Here is a 19,311-nt window from a genome sequence, read left to right on the forward strand (position 1 = left end):
CGGCTACTACCTGCGTCCGCAGTAATAGGCCAGCAGACCGGGCCCATCGCCGGTATCCGGCAATTTCTTGCAATGCCGCGTTATCCAGGTGACCCGATCGTCTTCGGCAGGCGCGATCAGCACCAGGCCGACCTGATTACTCTCGATCATCCTGGCGATATCGGCGGTGGTCGGCACCGGCGATCGACCGGTGAACCCGCCGATGGACGGGATCTGCGTGCCGGTCGCCAGGATGAACGGCGACGCGAGCACGGTGGTGTACGTCATCAGCGGATAACGTTCGCCCCCAGGCGATTTCCGCAACTTGTCCATCAGCCCGGCGGCCTGGTCCACCGACCCCGCCAGGAAACCCTGGGTGACCTGGCGGGCCTGCGCCGACTCGAAGGGGGTATCCAGCGGCCCGTAATCGTCGGCGACCACCGACGCCGAGGCCACCGCGGGCGCGGCGAGCACCGCGACGAGCAACACCGGCAACGCGCGCGCTCCGCGCACGAATAACGCTGCCACACAACAGATCAGCGCCACGCCGACGGTGACCCAGCGCAATTCGCTCGATGCCGCGCCGAGCAACCAGCCACCGTAGGCGACGGTCGCCACGGCGGCCACGATGCCGATCGAGCGCACACCGCGGACGTGCGCCGATCGCACGAAGGCGACCACCCCCATCCCGATCAGCGCCGCGATCGACGGCGTCAACACCGCGAGGTAATACGGATTGACCGTGCCGACGATCAAGAACGCGGCCAGGTGAACGAGTAACCACCCACCCCACAGCAGTACCGCACCCGTACCTGGATCGACCCGCGGCCGCCGCCAGGCGAGCACGATCAGTCCGAGCAACGCCAACGGCACCAGCCAGCCGATCTCCCGCCCGCCGCCGCCACCGAAGACATGGTCGAATCGGCTCTCGGGCCCGAGCACAAGTTCCGCGCGGTACCCGGCCTGCGACTTCCCGGTGGAGAAGTTCGCCGCGCCCACGCTGAACGAATCATTGGCGCGACTCGCGGCGTTATAGACGAAGACCTGCTCGAACAGCGAATTGTCCTGGCTGCCATCGGCATACGGCCGATCACGATCGGGCACCAGGCTGACCACCGACATCCACGCCAGCGAAATCGTCAGCGCGACAACACCGAACAGCACGGTCGCGGTGACCCGTTGCCGCAGCCGCGCCCTCGGCGCGCAGACCAGCACCGCGATCGCGATGACCGGCACCACGATCCACGCCTGCACCATCTTGGCCTGGAACGCCAGGCCGACGAACACGCCCGCGTACGCCATGTTCCGGGTCCGCCCCGACTCGATGGCGGCCGCGGCCTGATCGGCGGCCAGCACCAGCAACAGCACGAGCAGCGTATCGGCGACATTGCCGCGATTCAGCGCGACCGTCGCCGGAGCGAGGGCCGCGACCAGCACCGCCACCATCGCCGCCACCGGGCTCGACAGCCTGCGCACCGCGCGATAGAGCACCAGGATCGTCAGTACTCCCGCGATGACCTGGGGCAGCAGATACGCCCACAAATGCGGCCCGAAGATCCGCACCGACAGCGACTGCACCCAGAATGCGCCGGGCAGCTTGTCGAGGCCGATGGTCGCGTCCGGATCGAAGGCGGCGAAGAAGAAGTTGTGCCAGCTCATCGACATCGAGCGCACAGCGGCCGCGTAGTAGAGGTGCGGCGCCTCCGACCCGATCCCCCACCCGTACAGCACCGCCGTCACCGCGGCGACCGCGAGCAGCGCTGGGCGCGCCCACGCGGGTTGCCCTTGCGGTGATCGCCAGAACTGCCACCGGCTCGCAGCCGGACGCACTGACGTGTCCGCGGTCACCCCACCAATATCGGGAGGCCCGGTAGCACTGTCAACCGAATTCCGCTGAGCGGACCTGAGCTTCGACCGCGGCGCGCATTCCGGCCGTGATCGCCGCGACGTCCTCAGCGGTGCTGATGAACGGCGGCATGGTGTAGACGAGGTTCCGGAACGGCCGCAGCCAGACTCCCGCGTCGACGGCGGCATCGGTCGCGGCGCGCATGTCCACCGGGCGGTCGAGTTCGATCACGCCGATCGCGCCGAGCACCCGAACCTCGACCACGCCGGGCTGCCCGCGTAGCGGCGCGAGGCCCGCTTCGAGCCAGGATTCGATCCGCGCAACGTCGCCGCGCCAATCCCCGGCTGTCAGCAGTTCGAGTGCGGCCACCGCCACCGCGCAGGCCAGCGGGTTGCCCATGAAGGTCGGCCCGTGCATCAAGCCGCCGTGTCCCGTGCTGATGGTCTCGGCGATCGACGCGGTGCACAACGTCGCGGCCAGGGTGAGGTACCCACCGGTCAACGCCTTGCCGACGCACATCACGTCCGGGCTGACACCCACCTGATCGGCCGCGAAAAACGTTCCGGTGCGGCCGAATCCGGTCGCGATCTCATCGAAGACGAGCAGTACCCCGTGCTCGTCACACAGCCTGCGCAGATCGGTCAGATAGCGCGGATGATGCCAGCGCATCCCGCCCGCCCCCTGCACGACGGGTTCCACGATGACCGCCGCCAGCTCATCGGCGTTGGCGACGATCATGCGCTCCAGTTCCGCCACATAGTCGGCCCGATAGTCGGCCGGCGGGAGCGGTGCGAAAACCTGATCCGCCAGGATGTCGGTCCACAGCGCGTGCATGCCGCCGGTCGGATCGCACACGCTCATCGGCGTGAACGTGTCGCCGTGATAGCCCCCGCGCCAGGTGAGCAGCCTGCGCTTGGCGGGCTGGCCGAGCGCGCGCCAATACTGCAGGCACATCTTCACCGCGACCTCGACCGACACCGAGCCGGAGTCGCAGAGGAACACCTTGTCCAGGCCATCCGGCGTGAGCTCGACCAGCAGTTCGGCCAGCCGCGCGGCGGGCTCGTGGGTGAGACCGCCGAACATCACGTGGCTCATCCGCTGCGACTGCGCCACCAACGCGGCGTCCAGCACCGGATGCCGGTAGCCGTGGATGGCCGCCCACCACGAGCTCATCCCGTCGATCACCTCGCGGCCGTCGGCCAGCGTCAGCCGCGTGCCGGAGGCCTCGGTGACGACCAGCGGTTCGGTCGTCGCCGGGAATCCGCCGTAGGGATGCCAGACGTGCTTGGCATCGATGGCGGTGATCTCGTCGGGGGTCAGTGCCACAGGAATCCTCGCGGTCGAGCGACGGCCCGGTACGGCGGGCTTGAACGCCGTTCAAGTTACCACTGGAGCTGGGCCCGGAACTCATCCGCGGCAATTGCTGTCGCGCGACGGCCACCCGGGGCTATTCTTTGACTGAGTCAACGATCACCGCACGAAGGAGCCGTCGTGACCACTGTCGCCGCCACGGATATCGCCGCAGTCCGCGAATTCAACCGCCGCTACACCCGGGTCATCGGCGTGCTCCGAGAAGGACTGCTGGACAGCGAATATTCGCTCACCGAGGCGCGAATCCTGTTCGAGCTGGCCAACTCCGAGACCGCCGAGGTGGTAACCCTGCGCCAGACACTCGATCTCGACGCCGGGTACCTGAGCCGCATCCTGGCCAGCTTCGAGAACGCGGGCCTGGTAAACCGCAACCGCTCCGACAGCGACGCCCGCCGCCAAGAGGTGCGGCTCACCAAGCGCGGCAAGGAAATAGCCGCGGTCCTCGATCAACGCTCCAGCGCCGAAATCGGCTACCTGCTCAACTCCAAACCACCCGCCGTCCGAGCCCGGCTGGTCACCGCGATGCAGACCATCCAGCAGATCCTGGACCACCCAGCCAACGCGGCGGCCGCGCCCCCTTTCTTGATCAGGGAGCCGAAGGCGGGCGACTACGGGTGGGTCATCGAGCGGCACGCCCGGCTCTACACCGACGAATACGGTTGGGACGCAACATATGAGGAGCTGATCGTGCGCATCGTCGCCGACTACCTCGCGGCACACGACGAGCAGCGCGAACGCGCCTGGATCGCCGAATCCGGCGGCGAACCGGTGGGCAGCATCTTCTGCGTCGCCGAGAACGACACCACCGCACGGCTGCGCCTGCTCCTGGTCGAGCCCACCGCCCGCGGCCTCGGCGTCGGCGCCGCGCTGGTCGAGGAGTGCCTGCGCTTCGCGACGGCGGCCGGTTACCGCGAGATAGTGCTCTGGACCAACGACATCCTCACCGCGGCCAGGCACATCTACAAACGCGCCGGTTTCGAACTGGCAGAGCAGAGTCCACACCACAGCTGGGGCGCCGACCTGATCGGTCAAACCTGGCGACGCTCACTGGGATCGCCCGAATAACCGCCGCCCAGCGCCGCGTGCACCGCCCCAGCCCTTGCCGTAGATCAGCGAGCCCGCCGTCTCCGCGCTCACCTCAGAGAGGCGTGCGGATCGACCGCCCGCCGCTGCGGCACTGGGAGATGTTCCGGCTCTGGCACAACCTGGACATGGCGGGCAAGACCACCCGCGGCCGCGTGCCGCGCGATCCGCTCGCCCTGGCATTGCTGTGGGATTACCAGGACGGCTATCTGGCCGGGATCCCGCGCTGGGCGCAGCGCGCCGTGCTGGGCGGACTGGCCCGCCTGGCCGTCCGGCTGAACTACCCGCGGCGCTGGCTGGACGCCCGCCCAGGTCCCGGCTTGACACTGCCAGTCGCAACCACCCGCGCCGAGTAATAGGCGGCTGCCGCTAATGTCGTTGCTATGGCTCAGCCCGACGCAGCGTCCGGTGACGCGACACCACTCGGTGTATGGCCCGGCACCGCTTACCCGCTCGGCGCGACCTACGACGGGGCTGGCACCAACTTCTCGGTCTTCTCCGAGGTAGCCGACGCCGTCGAGTTGTGCCTGATCGACCGAGACGGCACCGAGTCAAGGGTGCCCCTCGACGAGGTCGACGGGTACGTGTGGCATGCCTACCTGCCCGCGGTCGGACCGGGCCAGCGCTACGGCTTCCGGGTGCACGGCCCCTACGACCCGGACCACGGATTACGTTGCGATCCGAGCAAACTACTGCTCGACCCGTACGGCAAGGCGTTCGACGGCGAGTTCGACAACGACCCGTCGCTGTACACGCACGGCCTCGACTCGCTCGGCCACACCATGGCCTGCGTGGTGATCAACCCGTACTTCGACTGGGGCACCGACCGCGCGCCGAACCGGCCCTACCACGAGACGGTGATCTACGAGGCGCACGTCAAGGGCATGACCGCCACCCACCCCGACGTGCCGGAAGAGTTGCGCGGCACCTACTCCGGCATCGCGCATCCGGCGATCATCGAACACCTGAAAGGCCTCGGCGTCACCGCGATCGAGCTGATGCCGGTGCACCAGTTCCTGCACGACAGCGTGCTGCTCGATCAGGGGCTGCGAAATTACTGGGGCTACAACAGCTTCGGCTACCTCGCCCCGCACAACGAGTACGCCGCCATCAAACGCGCCGACTCCGCGGTCACCGAGTTCAAGGCGATGGTGCGCGCGCTGCACGCCGAGGACATCGAGGTGATCCTCGACGTGGTGTACAACCACACCGCAGAGGGCAACCATCGCGGGCCGACCATCGGCTTCCGCGGCATCGACAACGCCGCCTATTACCGCGTCCTCGACGACGACCCCTCGCACTACATGGATTACACCGGCACCGGCAACAGCCTCAACGTGCGGCACCCGCACACGCTGCAGCTGATCATGGACTCGCTGCGCTACTGGGTGCTCGACATGCACGTCGACGGCTTCCGCTTCGACCTGGCCGCCACGCTGGCCCGCGAGCTGCACGACGTCGACCGGCTGTCCACGTTTTTCGATCTGGTGCAACAGGATCCGGTGGTCAGCCAGGTGAAGCTGATCGCGGAACCGTGGGACGTCGGCGAGGGCGGCTACCAGGTCGGCAACTTCCCCAGCCTGTGGACCGAGTGGAACGGCAAGTTCCGCGACACCGTGCGCGACTACTGGCGCGGCGAGCCCGCCACGTTGGGCGAGTTCGCTTCTCGGCTCACCGGCTCCTCGGATCTGTACGAGGCCACCGGGCGCAGGCCGAGCGCGAGCATCAACTTCATCACCGCGCACGACGGGTTCACCCTGCGGGACCTGGTGTCCTACAACGAGAAACACAACGAGGCCAACGGCGAGGACAATCGCGACGGCGAGAGCTGGAATCGGTCGTGGAACTGCGGTGTCGAGGGCGACACCGACGACCCGCACATTCTCGCGTTGCGCGCCAGGCAGAGTCGCAACATGCTGGCCACGCTGGTGCTCAGCCAGGGCGTGCCGATGCTCGCGCACGGCGACGAGATGGGCCGCACCCAGCACGGCAACAACAACGTGTACTGCCAGGATTCCCCGCTGGCCTGGATGGATTGGTCACTGATGCAGAAGAATTCGGACCTGCTCGAATTCACCCGCAACGTGATCGCGTTGCGCACCGAGCACCCCGTCTTCCGGCGCCGTCGCTTCCTCGACGGCAGGCCGGTGCGGTCGAAGGATCGCGCGCGCGACGTCGCCTGGCTCACCCCGGAGGGCGCGGAGATGACCACCGCGGACTGGGACAGCGGCTTCGGCAAGTCGCTCACCGTGTTCCTCAACGGCAAGGGCATCCACGAACCCGACCCGCGCGGCGAGCGAATCACCGACGACTCGTTCCTGCTGTGCTTCAACGCCCACGACGAGGCCATGGACTTCACACTCCCGAACGACAACTACGGAACGCGGTGGGCGGTCGCGCTGGACTGCTCGACGCCGACCGGCCGGTCCGACGCGAACTACGCCGCGGCGGCGACCGTGCCGATCGAATCCCGTTGCCTGCTGGTTCTCCAGCACGCCGGATGACCGCAACGCCCATGACCACACCGGAATCCACCGAGACGCACGTGACCGATCCGCTCTCGCTGCGCCGCACCCCGGCTCGGCCGACCACGATCCGCAGCACCTACCGGCTCCAGCTGCGCCCGGACGGACTCACCTTCAGCGATGCCAGGACGATCGCCGAATACCTGCAGCAACTGGGCATTTCGCACCTGTACCTGTCGCCGATCCTCACCGCGGCGCACGGTTCGACGCACGGCTACGACGTCACCGACCCCACCACGGTGTCGGCCGCACTCGGCGGGCCCGCCGGGCTCAAGGCCCTGTCCGACGAAGTGCGCAGCCGCGGTATGGGTTTGATCGTCGACCTGGTGCCCAACCATGTCGGCGTTGCCGATCCGCGGCAGAACAAGTGGTGGTGGGACGTGCTGCGCAACGGCCGCGAATCCGCGTTCGCGCACTACTTCGACATCGACTGGAGCGCGGGCAACGGCGCGGGCGGTCGCCTGGCGCTGCCGGTGCTGCAGAGCGAGAACGACCCGGCGGCACTGACCGTCGACCGGTCCGGCTCGGAACCGATGCTGGCCCTGCATGATCTGCGCTTCCCCATCGCGCAGGGTACCGACGGCGACAACGCGCTGCGCATCCACGACAAGCAGCATTACCGCCTGGTGAGCTGGAAGGCGGGCGTGTGCACCTACCGCCGGTTCTTCGGGGTCAGCAGCCTCGCCGCGGTCCGCCAGGAGGACAAGGAGGTGTTCGAGGCCACCCACCGCGAGCTGGCCGCCTGGTGCGAGCACGACCTCATCGACGGCGTGCGGATCGACCACCCGGACGGATTGTCCTATCCCGCCGCCTATCTCGCGCGGGTGCGCAGGCTGATCGGCCCGAACCGGCTGCTGCTCATCGAGAAGATCCTGGCCAACCGCGAGCCGCTGGACTCGACCCTGCCGGTCGACGGCACCACCGGCTATGACGCGCTCGCCGACCTCGGCGGCGTGCTCATCGACCCGGACGGCGAGCAGGCGCTGACCGAGCTGTCCAAGCAGGTGGCCGGTCACGGCAGCGACCGCTCCTGGATCGGCGAGACCGAGCATCGCATCAAGCGAGCGGTCGCGGAAAGCCTGCTGGCACCGGAGGTCCGGCGGCTGGTCGCCGCGATCAAGCGGGACGCCGGTGCGGAAAGTTTCGACACCATGGCGATGACCAACGCCACCATCGAGGTGCTCGCGTTCATGCCGGTGTACCGGGCCGACTACGCGCCGCTGGCCGGCATGATCGGCGCCGTCATCGCCGAGGTGGAGAAGCGCAACAGCGAACTCACCGCCCCACTCGCGGTGCTGGTCACCGCGCTCGCCTCGGATGGTGAGGCGGCGGTGCGGTTCAGCCAGGTCTGCGGCGCGGTCACCGCGAAGGCGGTGGAGGACACCATGTTCTATCAGGCCGCCCGGCTGGTCTCGCTGCAGGAAGTCGGCGGCAATCCGGCCCGATTCGCGCACTCGCTCAACGAGTTCCACCTGTCCAACAGCGAACGCGCGCAGCGCTGGCCCGCCACCATGACGACGCTGTCCACGCACGACACCAAGCGCGGCGAGGACGTGCGCGCCCGCATCGGCGTGCTCTCCCAGGTGGCCGACACCTGGGCGCAGAGCGTCGAATCGTGGGAGGAGACCGCGCCCGGACCGGACGGCGCGACCACACTGTTCTTGTTGCAGAACATGTTCGGGGTCTGGCCCGCCGACGGCCGCCCGGCCGCCTCGGTGCCCGGCCTGCGCGAGCGGCTGCACAAGTTCGCCGAGAAGTCAGTTCGCGAGGCGGGCACCAAATCCTCCTGGGAGGAGCCGGATGCCGAGTTCGAGTCCTCGGTGCACAGCTGGATCGACACGGTGATCGACGGCCCGGTCGGCTCCGAGCTCGGCGACCTGGTGCACGAGCTGGCCCCGCACGCGTGGTCGGATGCGTTGTCACAGAAGCTGCTCCAGCTCTGCGGCCCCGGCATCCCGGATATCTACCAGGGCTGCGAGCTGTGGGAAGACTCCCTCGTCGACCCGGACAACCGGCGTCCGGTGGATTTCGCGGTCCGCACCGGCATGCTGCAATCACTCACCGGCACACCGGCTCTGGACACCACCGGGGCGGCGAAGATGTGGATCGTCGCGTACGCGCTGTGGCTGCGCCGGGAACGCCCCGACTGCTTCGTCGGCGGCACCTACCTGCCGCTGTTCGCCACCGGCGAGCAGGCGAGCAGGCTGGTGGCCTTCGCCAGGGGCCGGGTCGGCGCGGCGCCGGAGGTGATCGTCGCGACCACCAGGCACAGCGTCGACCTGGCCGAAACAGGTTGGGGCGATACGACTCTGGATATCCCGCAGGGGACCTGGACGGACCGGCTAACCGGCCACACATTCCAGGGCCGGGCCCGGCTCGAGAAGCTCTTCGGCAGGCTCCCGGTCGCGCTGCTCGTGCGCTGACACCGGGCTGACCTTCTCCAGCAGCTCCTCGGGCAGCATCCCACCGAACCGCGCGCGCCAGCGGCGCAGGTTGGGCGGGCGATATTCGTCGTTCTCGTTGACCAGCGAGGCCAGCCGGATGCCTTGCTCGTGACCGTTGAACAGCTGGCGCCAGGAGTCCAGGTAGAACCGGGTGCTGCGCGGATGACGCAGGGTACGAAACACATTCAGGACGCGGTAGCCGATGCCGAGCGAGGGATGCGGCCGCATGTGCGCCACCGCATCGGCGGCCCGGCAGGTTTTGGACAGCTCCGCGAGCCGGTCGCGATCGAAGGCGAGCCCGACGGACTCGGCCTCGCGCACCATCCAGCGCAGCGTGATGTCGGAGAGTCCGCATTCCTGGTAGCCGCCGCCGATGTCGCTGTGCACGCCCTCGAACCACACCTGCTTCACCCGTTGGAATCCCCTGCGGTACTTCACATTCGGCTCGACCGGCACCTCCCAGAGACACGGCTCGAAGTTGCGCCGCCGCTCGTCGATGGCCAGCGCCTGCCTGGCACAGTGCACGCTCGGTGCGAGTTTGACGTCGTGGAACTTGTACCGCAGCGAGGTCAGCCCCGGCACGCCGAGCGCGCCGACGGTGTCGAAGACGCCGAGGAAGTTGATCTTGGGCGCGACCGGGTGGCAGTTGTCCCTGCGGAAGTCGGCCCACTCCTGCGGAACCGTGCCGTCTTTGGGCGGCACCTGCTGATGGATCGCCAGCGCCTCCGGATACTTGCCGTTGATCATGGCCTCGGGTGTCAGGATCCCGATGCGGTCGATCAGGCCGGACAGGCTGCGCGCGGTGAACGCGCCGCGGCTGAAACCGAAGATGTAGATCTCGTCGCCCGGCTGCCAGTTCAACGCGAGATGCCAGTACGCGGACGACAGGTTCGCCTCCAGGCCCAGGCCGAACGCGCCACCCATCAGCCGGTCGGACAGGAAGCCGCGGGCGCCGGGCCCCGACACGTAGGTGACCCACTGCTGGATCGCCTCCCCCAACGGACCGGGCGCGTCGTACCGGATCGTCTGGGCGATCTTGATGATGTTGGATACCGTGCTGCTCGACTCCGCTTTCCAGGTGCCGTCACAACATACGACCAGGCGTTTCATGGACCAGATCCTCCCGCCGGGCTTCTGCTGAAGCCCGCGTACTCGACTACTCGAATCATCGGGTGCGGGGTATACGGTGTTAATGAACTACGCCTGTTTCTAACGAGTAGCGCGCGGGATGGCGCGGCTCAGAGCCAGGTGGGCTCGCCGAAAACGGCTCCGGAATCGTCGACCTCGGGCGATTTGTAATCCACGTAGGCGTACTGCCGGAGGGTGACCGGGCCGGTGCAGGAGTTCACCTTGATATGGAAATCGCGGAAGCTGAGCTGAATCAGCTTGCCGGGAATCATGTCCTTCTCGGCGATCGCGACCTCGCCGACCTCGCCCGGCGCGAGGTTCAGGGTGGCGACCGGATTCGGATTGACGCTCGGCTGCTGCCCGATCACCAGGTCGGGCGTCGCGCCGAGGGTGCCTGCGCCGATGGTCACCGCGCAGCCGACGTGGTAACCGATCCGGAGCTTGCCTGCCGAGGCGCCATCGACCTGGCCGTAGCCGATCGAACTGACCAGCGCCTCGCGGGTTGTGCCCATGAAGTTCAGCGGCGGGATCCGGTAGATGTACTCCTCCCGGCTGCCGATGGTGAACTTCATCGCGCTGCCGCCACCCGGTGGGATGAACGACTTCTCGTGCGGGGGCATGCTGATCACCTCGGCGGTCACCGTCGGCGCAAGGGCAGCGACGGACGCGCAGGTCACGGCGACGCCCGCCAATGCCTGAACGGTCCTTCTAACATTCGACCCCATAGCCCAGACCTTAGTAGCCGATCGCTATATCGTCGGCGTACGACACGGCAAAAACGTGCGCCGACCGCTGCCGGGGCGGACGACTGATCACCCGTCCAGCAGACGGCTACGGTGTGGGGATGCTCCAGGGACGACAAGCCGAACAAGCACAGATCGATCGGCTTCTCGCGGCGGCACGGGACGGCCGGAGCAGCGCGCTGGTGCTGCGCGGCGAACCCGGCATCGGCAAGACGGCGCTGCTGGATTACGCGGCCGCCCAAGGCCTTCCGACGGTGCGCAGCGCGGGCATCGAATCCGAGGCCGAATTGCCCTTCGCCGGACTGCATCTGCTGGTTCGCCCCGGCATCGCGCTGCTCGGCACGCTGCCGGACCGGCAGCGTGCCGCGTTGCGCGGGGCTTTCGGTCTGGCACAGCAGGATCCGGGCGATCGGATGTTGATCGGGCTCGCCGTGCTGTCCCTACTGGCCGAGGAGGCGACCGACGGTCCGCTGCTCTGCCTGATCGATGACGCGCACTGGCTCGATCGCGCGAGCGCGGAAGCCCTGCTGTTCGCGGCGCGCAGGCTCGACGCGGAGGGCGTGGTGATGATCTTCGCGACCCGCCAGGGCGCGGAGGTTTTCCCCGCGCCCGGCCTGCCCGAGCTGATCGTGCCGGGGCTGGCACCCGAGGCGGCCGCCGCCCTGGTGGACAGCCACGACCCCGAGCTGTCGCCGGTGCTGCGCTATCGGCTGCTCAGCGAGGCGGGCGGCAATCCGCTGGCATTGCGTGAGCTGCCCGCCGTGCTCGCGGCGGAATCGCCTGGCGCGGGCCCGAATCCGCTGCCGCTGACGCAGCGACTGCAGGTCGCCTTCCACGGTCAGGTGAGCAGGCTGCCCGCGCGCACGCGGCTGTTGCTGCTCGTCGCGGCCGCCGCGAGCAACGCCGAGCTCGCCACGGTGCTGCGCGCGGGCGCCGCACTCGACGCACAACTGGACAACCTCGCACCCGCCGAGGACGCCGGACTCGTGCACAGCGACGGCCGGACGCTGACCTTCCGTCATCCGCTGCTGCGCTCGGCGGTCTACCAGGGCGCGCCGCTGACCCAGCGCCTCGCCGCGCATCGCGCGCTCGCCCAGGCGCTCACCGCCGACGAGGACGCCGACCTGCGGGCCTGGCACCTGGCCTCGGCGGCGACCGGCCCGGCGGAAGACACCGCGGCGGCACTCGAACACACCGCGGATCGGGCGCGCGAGCGCAGCGGCTACCACGGTGCCGTCGCGGCCTATGAGCGCGCGGCCGGACTGAGTACCGTCCCTGCGGATCGGGTGCGCAGGCTGGTGCTCGCCGCCGAGACCGCGGGCGAGACGGGCCTGCCCGACCTGGCGCGGCAGCTGGCCGAACGCGCGGCGGCGCAGACGACCGATCGACTGGTGCTCGCGCGTCTCGATCTCGTCCGCGGTGTCGCGGAATTCGGTGCGGGCAAGCCACTTTCGGCGCATCGACTGTTGCTTGGTGCCGCCGCGGTGGTGCGCGCGTCCGAGCCGCCGCGGGCGGCCCGCATCCTCGCTCAGGCGTTGCACACGGCCTGGTATCTCGGCGAGCCGGAACTGGCGGAAGTGACCGAGGCACTGACGGCGCTCGCGCTGCCGGACAGCGAACCGCTGTCGCCCATCGCGCGGTATCTGGTCGCGGCGATCAATGGCCGGTTCACCGTCGACCTGCGGGTGGCCGCCGCCTCGGCACGGGAGGCGGGCGCGGACAGTCCGCGCGATCTGGTGCAGATGTGCGGGATGGGCCTGGTGGTCGGGCAGGACGACCACGTCACCGAGTTGGCGGGCGAACTCGTCGCCGAATGCCGCGAGCAGGGGCGAATCGCCCTGCTGCCGACGCTGCTGTTCTTTCGCGCCGAAGCCGAGGCCTTCCTCGGCAGGCCGGGTGAGGGCCGGATTGCCGCGACCGAAGGGTTGCGGATCGCGACCGACCTCGGGCACGGGCAGTGGATCAGTCAGCTGTCGGCGTATCTGGCATATCTGGCCGCGCTGGAAGGCCGGGCGGCGGAATGCCGGGAGCTGGTCGACCGGGCGCTCGCCGAGGAGTTCGGCGGAACTAGCGCACCAGGTGCGCCGTGGACGCACCTCGCGCTCGGCCTGCTGGAGCTGGGACTCGGCAAGGTCGACGCCGCGTTGGCCAGGCTGGAATCGCTGACCGTCGAGCCCGCGCGTCATCACGTGGCCGGACGGCGCGCCCTGCCCGAACTGATCGAGGCCGCGGTCCGGCTCGGTGACCCGGCGCGCGCCGGCGACGCGTTGGACCGGCTGACCGAGTGGGCAACGGTCGCGCGCCGGGACTGGATCGAAGCGCTGACCTATCGCTGCCGGGCCTTGATCGATGACGCGAATGCCGAGCAGCACTACCTCGCGGCATTGCGGCTCGGCGGCCGACCGTTCGAGCACGCCCGAACCCAACTGCTGTACGGCGAATGGTTGCGCCGCACTCGCCGCAAAGCCGATGCGCGAACCCAACTGCAACCCGCGCTGGAAACCTTCGAGCGACTCGATGCTGTCCCATGGGCAGAGCGGACCCGTACCGAACTCGGGGCACTCGGTGTCGGCACGGCGGCCCGACCCGCGCACGGCGTGCTGGCCGCGCTGACGCCACAGGAACTACAGATCGTGCGATTGGCCGCGCAGGGCATGTCCAATCGGGACATCGCCGCGCAGTTGTTCCTCAGTCCGCGCACGGTCGGCCACCACCTGTACAAGGCGTATCCGAAGCTGGGTGTGCTCTCGCGAGGTGAACTCGCGGATCTTCCGCTCGACGCGAACTAGCTGGTGCGGTCGGCCGAGCGACGCGCGACGGCGAGCCCGACCACCCAGCGGCCCGCACCGACCGCGGCGGCGATCAGCACCGCCACCTGCGGCGAACCGATGATCAGCGCAAGGATCAGGCAGGTCACCAGCGCGGCGGCCAGCGCCTCTAGCTTGTATACCGGCCACGCGCTGCCCGCGATCTCAACTGTCGCGGAGCGGGCCGACGGGTGAACAACTGCCATCTAGTGAGGATATACGGACAACGAAGTTCGGTCTACCGAACTTCGTTGTTGCCGGGAACACAGTCGACGCGTTCCACGTTTCCGCAGTTATGCCATTGACAGGAGAATACGAACCGAGCCCGTACGCCATGGCCCGCGACCAGGTCGAAACCTATGAGAATTCGGGCGGCACCGAGGGCACCACGCACGAGGGCAAGCCGGTCATCCTGCTCACCACCAAAGGTGCGAAGTCCGGCAAGCTGCGCAAGATCCCGCTGATGCGGGTGGAGCACAACGGTGAATACGCGGTGGTCGCCTCGCTGGGCGGCGCGCCGAAGAACCCCGTCTGGTACTACAACATGAAGGCCGAACCGCATGTCGAACTGCGCGACGGCACCGTGAACAAGGACTACACCGCGCGCGAAGTCTTCGGTGACGAGCGCCAGCTGTGGTGGGACCGGGCGATCGAGGTCTGGCCGGACTACATCGAGTACACCAAGAAGACGGATCGCACGATCCCGCTCTTCGTGCTGACTCCGCGAGACTGAGGCTCCGCGAGACTAAGGACGTGCCGCGCGTCGGATCATCCGATGTGAAGGCGACTGACTCCGCGCACCAGCGCCACCCGCCGCAGCAGCTCGACGCGGCGGGTGGCAGCATATTTCGGGTGTCCAATCCGCTTGATGTCATCGACGCACGGTCCACTTCTCGTCCCGCGCTCAGCGCGGACGAGATCGACGCTGCCGCCAAGCGAATTGCCGACATTATCGAGCCGACTCCGCTGCAGCGCAGCGAGCGGCTCTCGCGGCTCACCGGAGCGAACGTCTACCTCAAGCGCGAGGACCTTTCCGCGGTCCGCTCCTACAAGCTGCGCGGCGCCTACAACCTGGTGATGCAGCTGACCGAGAGCGAACGCGCCGCCGGTGTCGTCGCGGCCAGCGCGGGCAACCACGCGCAGGGGGTGGCGTTCGCCTGTCACGCGATGGGCATCAAGTGCCGCATCTACGTACCGACCACCACCCCCAAACAGAAGCGCGACCGGATCAGGGTGCACGGCGGTGAGTTCGTGCAGCTGATCGCGGTCGGCGAAACCTACGATGCCGCCGCGTCGGCCGCCGCCGACGATGTCGAGCGCACCGGCGCGACCATGGTGCCGCCGTTCGACGACGTGCGCACCGCGGCCGGGCAGGGCACCATCGCTCCGGAAATCCTGGAGCAACTCGGCACCTCGCCCGACCTGGTCGTGGTGCCGGTGGGCGGCGGCGGCTGCCTGGCCGGTGTCGGCACCTATCTACGGGACCGGTCACCGCACACCTCGATCCTCGGCGTGGAACCGGCGGGCGCGGCCTCGATGACCGCGGCGCTGGTCGCGGGCGGACCGGTGACGCTGCCGGAAATCGACCCGTTCGTGGACGGCGCCGCGGTGCGCCGGATCGGCGTGGTGCCATTCGCGGCGATCGCCGGGTTCGGCGGCCGGGTGGTCTCGCATGCCTCGCTGCCGTTACTGACCACCACCGAGTCGCCAAGCGGCACAAGCTCTTTCCGGATGATGCAGGTCGACGAGGGCGCGATCTGCACGACCATGCTCGACCTGTACCAGAACGAGGGCATCATCGCCGAACCCGCGGGTGCGCTGGCGGTCACCGCGCTCAGCGAGCTCGCGGTGGAGCCGGGATCGACCGTGGTGTGCCTGGTCTCCGGCGGCAACAACGATGTGTCGCGCTACGGCGAGATCATCGAACGTTCGCTGGTGCATCGCGGCCTGAAACACTATTTCCTGGTGGACTTTCCGCAGGAGCCGGGCGCGCTGCGGCGCTTCCTGGACGAGGTGCTCGGGCCGGACGACGACATCACCATGTTCGAGTACGTCAAGCGCAACAACCGCGAAACCGGTTCGGCACTGGTCGGTATCGAGCTCGGTGCCCCGGATGGGTTGGCCGCCTTGCTGGAACGGATGGCCGAGTCGCCGATCCAGTGCGAGCGGCTGGAACCGGGCTCGCCCGCCTACCGCTATCTGACCTGAGCTAAGCCGCCGCCTCGCGCGTCTCCTCCATCGGGATGCGCCGGGTGGCGCGCAGGCAGTTCAGCAGCATCGGCAGCATCCAGAAGGCCGCCGACATGTCGTAGGACAGTTGGCCTGCGGACAGCCGGTTGTGCACGAAACCGACCGAAAGACCAAGGCGCGGTTCGGCCCAGCCGAAAGAACCGCCGAGACCGATGTGGCCGAACCCGGCGTGGGCGCCCGGCATCGGCAGCGAGTGGTAGCCGAGCCGCCAGAGCATGGGCGTATAGAACAGGGCGTGGTCGAGGCGATAGGTCTGAATTCGCCTGATCGCCTTGATGGTTCGTGGGCTGAGGTACTGACGGCCTGCTGCAACACCGTCGTTGGCGAGTGCGCCGTACATGGTCGCGAGCGCGGGCGCGGTGCACACACCGTTGCCCGCGCCGAGCTCGGTGTGCAGAATCGGCGGTTGTTCCCCGGTCAGGATGGATTCCAGACCGGGCAGGAACAGGCAGCGGGTGGCCGCGCCCAAGGCGCCGGGGATCCGGTGGCTGCGGCCCAATATCATTGCGCTGACCGGCTTTCCGATCAAGCTCAGCTGGGATCCGGCCAGCGGCGCGTAACTGGTCGGCGCGTCCGGCGGCGGTGCGCCAAGGTGAATGCCGTCGATGCCGAGCGGGTCGGCGACCTCCGAGCGGAACAACTCACCCATGCTGTGACCGGTGATCGCGCGGGCAAGTCCGGCCATCAGCCAGCCGAAGGTGAGCGCGTGATAGGCCGGAACGCCAAGCAGGCGATCGGGTTTCGCGGCGGCCAGGCGCTGCTCCATCAGCTCGTGGTCAAGCACATCATCGAGGCCGATGGCGAGCGGGCCGAGCGCGGACAGGCCCGCACTGTGCGTCATCGCTTGGCGCACGGTGATTTTGGCCTTGCCGTTGGCCCCGAATTCCGGCCAGTACTCGGCCATCGGCGCGGCGTAGTCGAGCAGTCCCCGATCGGCGAGCCGGTGGATGACGGTGGCGGTGACGCCCTTCGTCGCGGAGAAGATGATCGACCCGGTGTCCTGGGTCCACGGGCTCGCGCCTGCGGATCCGGTCCAGATGTCGAGCAGCGGCTCGCCGTGCAGGTGCACCGCCAGCGCGCCACCCGCGCCGCGGCGGTGTCCGAAGGTCCTGGCGAAAGCGCGCACCAGTGGGGCGAATTCGGCGGTGGCGCTGCCACCCATCCCGGTCGGGATCGGCGCTAGATCCCCGGAAGCGACGTTGCTCATCTTTCTACGGTAATAGCGGCGGTCACACCCGGCAATGAATCTGTCTCGGACAGTGTTTTATCGTGACTTTCCCGCAGCCGGTCTCGGAGGTGGATGTCGGCTACTCGCCGGGCCCGTTACCGATCCGCGAGGATCGCGAACGAGTGCGCGGGAATCGTTGTCGCCGACGGGCCCTCGGTCGGCGGCTCCCACGAGAGCAGCGAAAAACCGGTGACCGGCACGGTGACCTGGTCTTCGGACAGGTTGCACACCAACTTCAGCGTGCCGCGGCGCACGACGATCCAGCGTGCGTTTTCGTCGTAGTCGACCGAGACGTGCGTCAGCCACGGGTCGGTGAGTTCCGGTCGTTCGCGGCGCAGGGCGAGCAACTTTCGGTAGCAGGCAAGTAGCCGGAGGTGGCGGGATTCTTCGAGTTCGGTCCAGTTCAGCTTCGAACGCAGGAACGTCGACGGGTCCTGCGGATCGGGAACCTCCTCGGAGCTCCAACCATGCTCGGCGAATTCGGCCTTGCGGCCGGTCGCGGTGGCGGCGCCGATCACCGGGTCGGTGTGCGAGGTGAAGAACAGGAACGGGGTGTGCGCGCCCCACTCCTCCCCCATGAACAGCATCGGCGTGTACGGCGAGCACAGCACCAGCGCCGCTTTGATCGCCAGTTGGCCGTCGTTGAGGTAGGCGCTCGGACGATCGCCGATGGCGCGGTTGCCGATCTGATCGTGGTTGCAGGTGTAGGCGAGCAAGGCGCTGCCGGGGATCACCGCGGTGTCGATCGGGCGGCCGTGGGTGCGGCCACGGAAGCTGGAAAACGTTGCGGCGTGGAAGAATCCGTGCGTCAACGTGTGGGCCAGGCAGCGCAGTGAGCCGAAATCGGCGTAGTAGCCCTGTCGTTCGCCGGAGACCGCGGTGTGGATCGCGTGATGCAGGTCGTCGTTCCACTGCCCGGTCAACCCGTAACCACCGGCGGCGCGCGGCGTGATCAGCTTCGGGTCGTTGAGGTCGCTTTCCGCGATCAACGTGAGCGGCCTGCGCACGTGCGCCGCGAGACGCGCTGTCTCGGTGGCGAGTTCGGCCAGCACATGGTTCGCGGTCCGATCGACCAACGCGTGCACCGCGTCCAGTCGCAGCGCGTCGATGTGGAAGTCCCGCAACCACCGCAACGCGTTGCCGATGATGAACCCCCGCACCTCATCCGAATCGGGGCCATCCAGATTCAGACTCTGCCCCCAGGTATTGCGCCCTTCGGTGAGATAGGGCCCGAAGCGTGGCAGATAGTTCCCGGACGGCCCGAGATGGTTGTAGACAACATCCAGCGCTACCGCCAACCCCTGCGCATGGCAGGCATCCACGAACCGCTGCAACCCATCCGGGCCGCCGTAAGGTTCATGCACCGCGTACCAGAGCACACCGTCGTAACCCCAGTTGTGTGCGCCGTCGAACGCGTTCACCGGCATCAACTCGACGACGGTGACGCCGAGATCGACCAGATAGTCGAGTCGCTCGATCGCCGAATCGAAGGTGCCGTCCGGGGTGAAGGTGCCGACGTGCATCTCGTAGAACACCGCGCCGGCCAACGGCCGCCCGGTCCACCCCGAGTCCGTCCACACCGACCGATCGAGGCTGTGCACCGCCGACCGCCCGTGCACGCCGTCCGGTTGCCGAGCCGAGCGTGGGTCCGGCAGCACCGCCGGATCGTCGTCGAGCAGAAACCCATACCGAGCCCCATCGGCGGCAGACACCTCCGCCTGCCACCAGCCGCCCCCGCCTCGCCCCATCGGGTGGACGACACCCTCCACGTCCACTCGCACCTGCTCCACCCGCGGCGCCCACACCTCGAACAAGGTCACCTCGCCAGCATTCCACGCACCCTGTTCCGGCGTCGCGCAACCCGACCGCTCAGGTAAGCGGTTGCGGCGTCCATTGCGCGCATCCGG

14 protein-coding genes are annotated in these 19,311 nt (G+C 68.3%); 7 read left to right on the forward strand and 7 right to left on the reverse strand.

Annotated elements, in window-relative coordinates:
- Positions 1-6: 6 nt before the first annotated feature.
- Positions 7-1,827, reverse strand: coding sequence for an ArnT family glycosyltransferase (locus ACIA8C_RS42290; RefSeq protein WP_397145023.1), 1,821 nt, complete (start codon positions 1,825-1,827; stop codon positions 7-9).
- A gap of 31 nt (positions 1,828-1,858) precedes the next feature.
- The gene (locus tag ACIA8C_RS42295; RefSeq protein ID WP_397145025.1) at positions 1,859-3,151 is read right to left on the reverse strand and encodes an adenosylmethionine--8-amino-7-oxononanoate transaminase; all 1,293 of its coding nucleotides are present in this window, start codon (positions 3,149-3,151) and stop codon (positions 1,859-1,861) included.
- Positions 3,152-3,316: 165 nt separating this feature from the next.
- Here ACIA8C_RS42295 and ACIA8C_RS42300 point away from each other — a divergent pair, with 165 nt between their 5' ends.
- The 4 genes from ACIA8C_RS42300 (at position 3,317) to treY (ending at position 9,227) form a co-directional block, all read left to right on the forward strand.
- On the forward strand, positions 3,317-4,261 hold the full coding sequence (locus ACIA8C_RS42300) for a GNAT family N-acetyltransferase (protein ID WP_397145027.1): 945 nt from the start codon (positions 3,317-3,319) through the stop codon (positions 4,259-4,261).
- Positions 4,262-4,344: 83 nt separating this feature from the next.
- On the forward strand, positions 4,345-4,635 hold the full coding sequence (locus ACIA8C_RS42305) for a hypothetical protein (RefSeq protein ID WP_397145029.1): 291 nt from the start codon (positions 4,345-4,347) through the stop codon (positions 4,633-4,635).
- A gap of 27 nt (positions 4,636-4,662) precedes the next feature.
- On the forward strand, positions 4,663-6,783 hold the full coding sequence (gene glgX / locus ACIA8C_RS42310; RefSeq protein ID WP_397145031.1) for a glycogen debranching protein GlgX: 2,121 nt from the start codon (positions 4,663-4,665) through the stop codon (positions 6,781-6,783).
- An 11-nt stretch (positions 6,784-6,794) separates the two neighbouring features.
- Positions 6,795-9,227 (forward strand): malto-oligosyltrehalose synthase, encoded by a 2,433-nt coding sequence (gene treY / locus ACIA8C_RS42315; RefSeq protein WP_397145033.1) that lies wholly within the window; start codon positions 6,795-6,797, stop codon positions 9,225-9,227.
- Here the strand turns inward: treY and ACIA8C_RS42320 are convergent.
- Together ACIA8C_RS42320 and ACIA8C_RS42325 are read right to left on the reverse strand one after the other, a co-directional pair.
- Positions 9,147-10,358, reverse strand: a complete 1,212-nt coding sequence (locus tag ACIA8C_RS42320) for a DUF2235 domain-containing protein (RefSeq protein ID WP_397145035.1) — start codon at positions 10,356-10,358, stop codon at positions 9,147-9,149. The two genes, treY and ACIA8C_RS42320, sit on opposite strands and share 81 nt — an antisense overlap.
- A 128-nt stretch (positions 10,359-10,486) precedes the next feature.
- Positions 10,487-11,101, reverse strand: a complete 615-nt coding sequence (locus ACIA8C_RS42325) for an MspA family porin (protein WP_397145037.1) — start codon at positions 11,099-11,101, stop codon at positions 10,487-10,489.
- 119 nt (positions 11,102-11,220) lie between these two features.
- On the opposite strand from ACIA8C_RS42325, the gene ACIA8C_RS42330 reads away from it, so the two are divergent.
- Positions 11,221-13,908 carry an ATP-binding protein gene (locus ACIA8C_RS42330; protein WP_397145039.1) on the forward strand — a complete coding sequence of 896 codons (2,688 nt, stop codon included), beginning with the start codon at positions 11,221-11,223 and terminating at the stop codon, positions 13,906-13,908.
- Here ACIA8C_RS42330 and ACIA8C_RS42335 read toward each other — a convergent pair.
- Positions 13,905-14,132, reverse strand: a complete 228-nt coding sequence (locus ACIA8C_RS42335; protein ID WP_397145041.1) for a hypothetical protein — start codon at positions 14,130-14,132, stop codon at positions 13,905-13,907. The two genes, ACIA8C_RS42330 and ACIA8C_RS42335, sit on opposite strands and share 4 nt — an antisense overlap.
- An 89-nt stretch (positions 14,133-14,221) precedes the next feature.
- Here ACIA8C_RS42335 and ACIA8C_RS42340 point away from each other — a divergent pair, with 89 nt between their 5' ends.
- Both ACIA8C_RS42340 and ilvA read left to right on the forward strand, forming a co-directional pair.
- Positions 14,222-14,659 (forward strand): nitroreductase family deazaflavin-dependent oxidoreductase, encoded by a 438-nt coding sequence (locus tag ACIA8C_RS42340; RefSeq protein WP_397145043.1) that lies wholly within the window; start codon positions 14,222-14,224, stop codon positions 14,657-14,659.
- A 119-nt stretch (positions 14,660-14,778) separates the two neighbouring features.
- A complete protein-coding gene (gene ilvA / locus ACIA8C_RS42345) occupies positions 14,779-16,134 on the forward strand; it encodes a threonine ammonia-lyase IlvA (RefSeq protein ID WP_397145045.1) in 1,356 nt (451 codons plus the stop codon).
- 1 nt (position 16,135) lies between these two features.
- Here the strand turns inward: ilvA and ACIA8C_RS42350 are convergent, their stop codons facing one another.
- A complete protein-coding gene (locus ACIA8C_RS42350) occupies positions 16,136-17,383 on the reverse strand; it encodes a serine hydrolase domain-containing protein (RefSeq protein WP_397145047.1) in 1,248 nt (415 codons plus the stop codon).
- 116 nt (positions 17,384-17,499) lie between these two features.
- Entirely contained in the window at positions 17,500-19,224 is a 1,725-nt protein-coding gene (gene treZ / locus ACIA8C_RS42355; protein ID WP_397145049.1) for a malto-oligosyltrehalose trehalohydrolase, read from the reverse strand.
- Positions 19,225-19,311: the final 87 nt, after the last annotated feature.

It is taken from the genome of Nocardia sp. NPDC051321, from assembly GCF_044455225.1.
In the GTDB taxonomy this organism is placed as follows: domain Bacteria; phylum Actinomycetota; class Actinomycetes; order Mycobacteriales; family Mycobacteriaceae; genus Nocardia.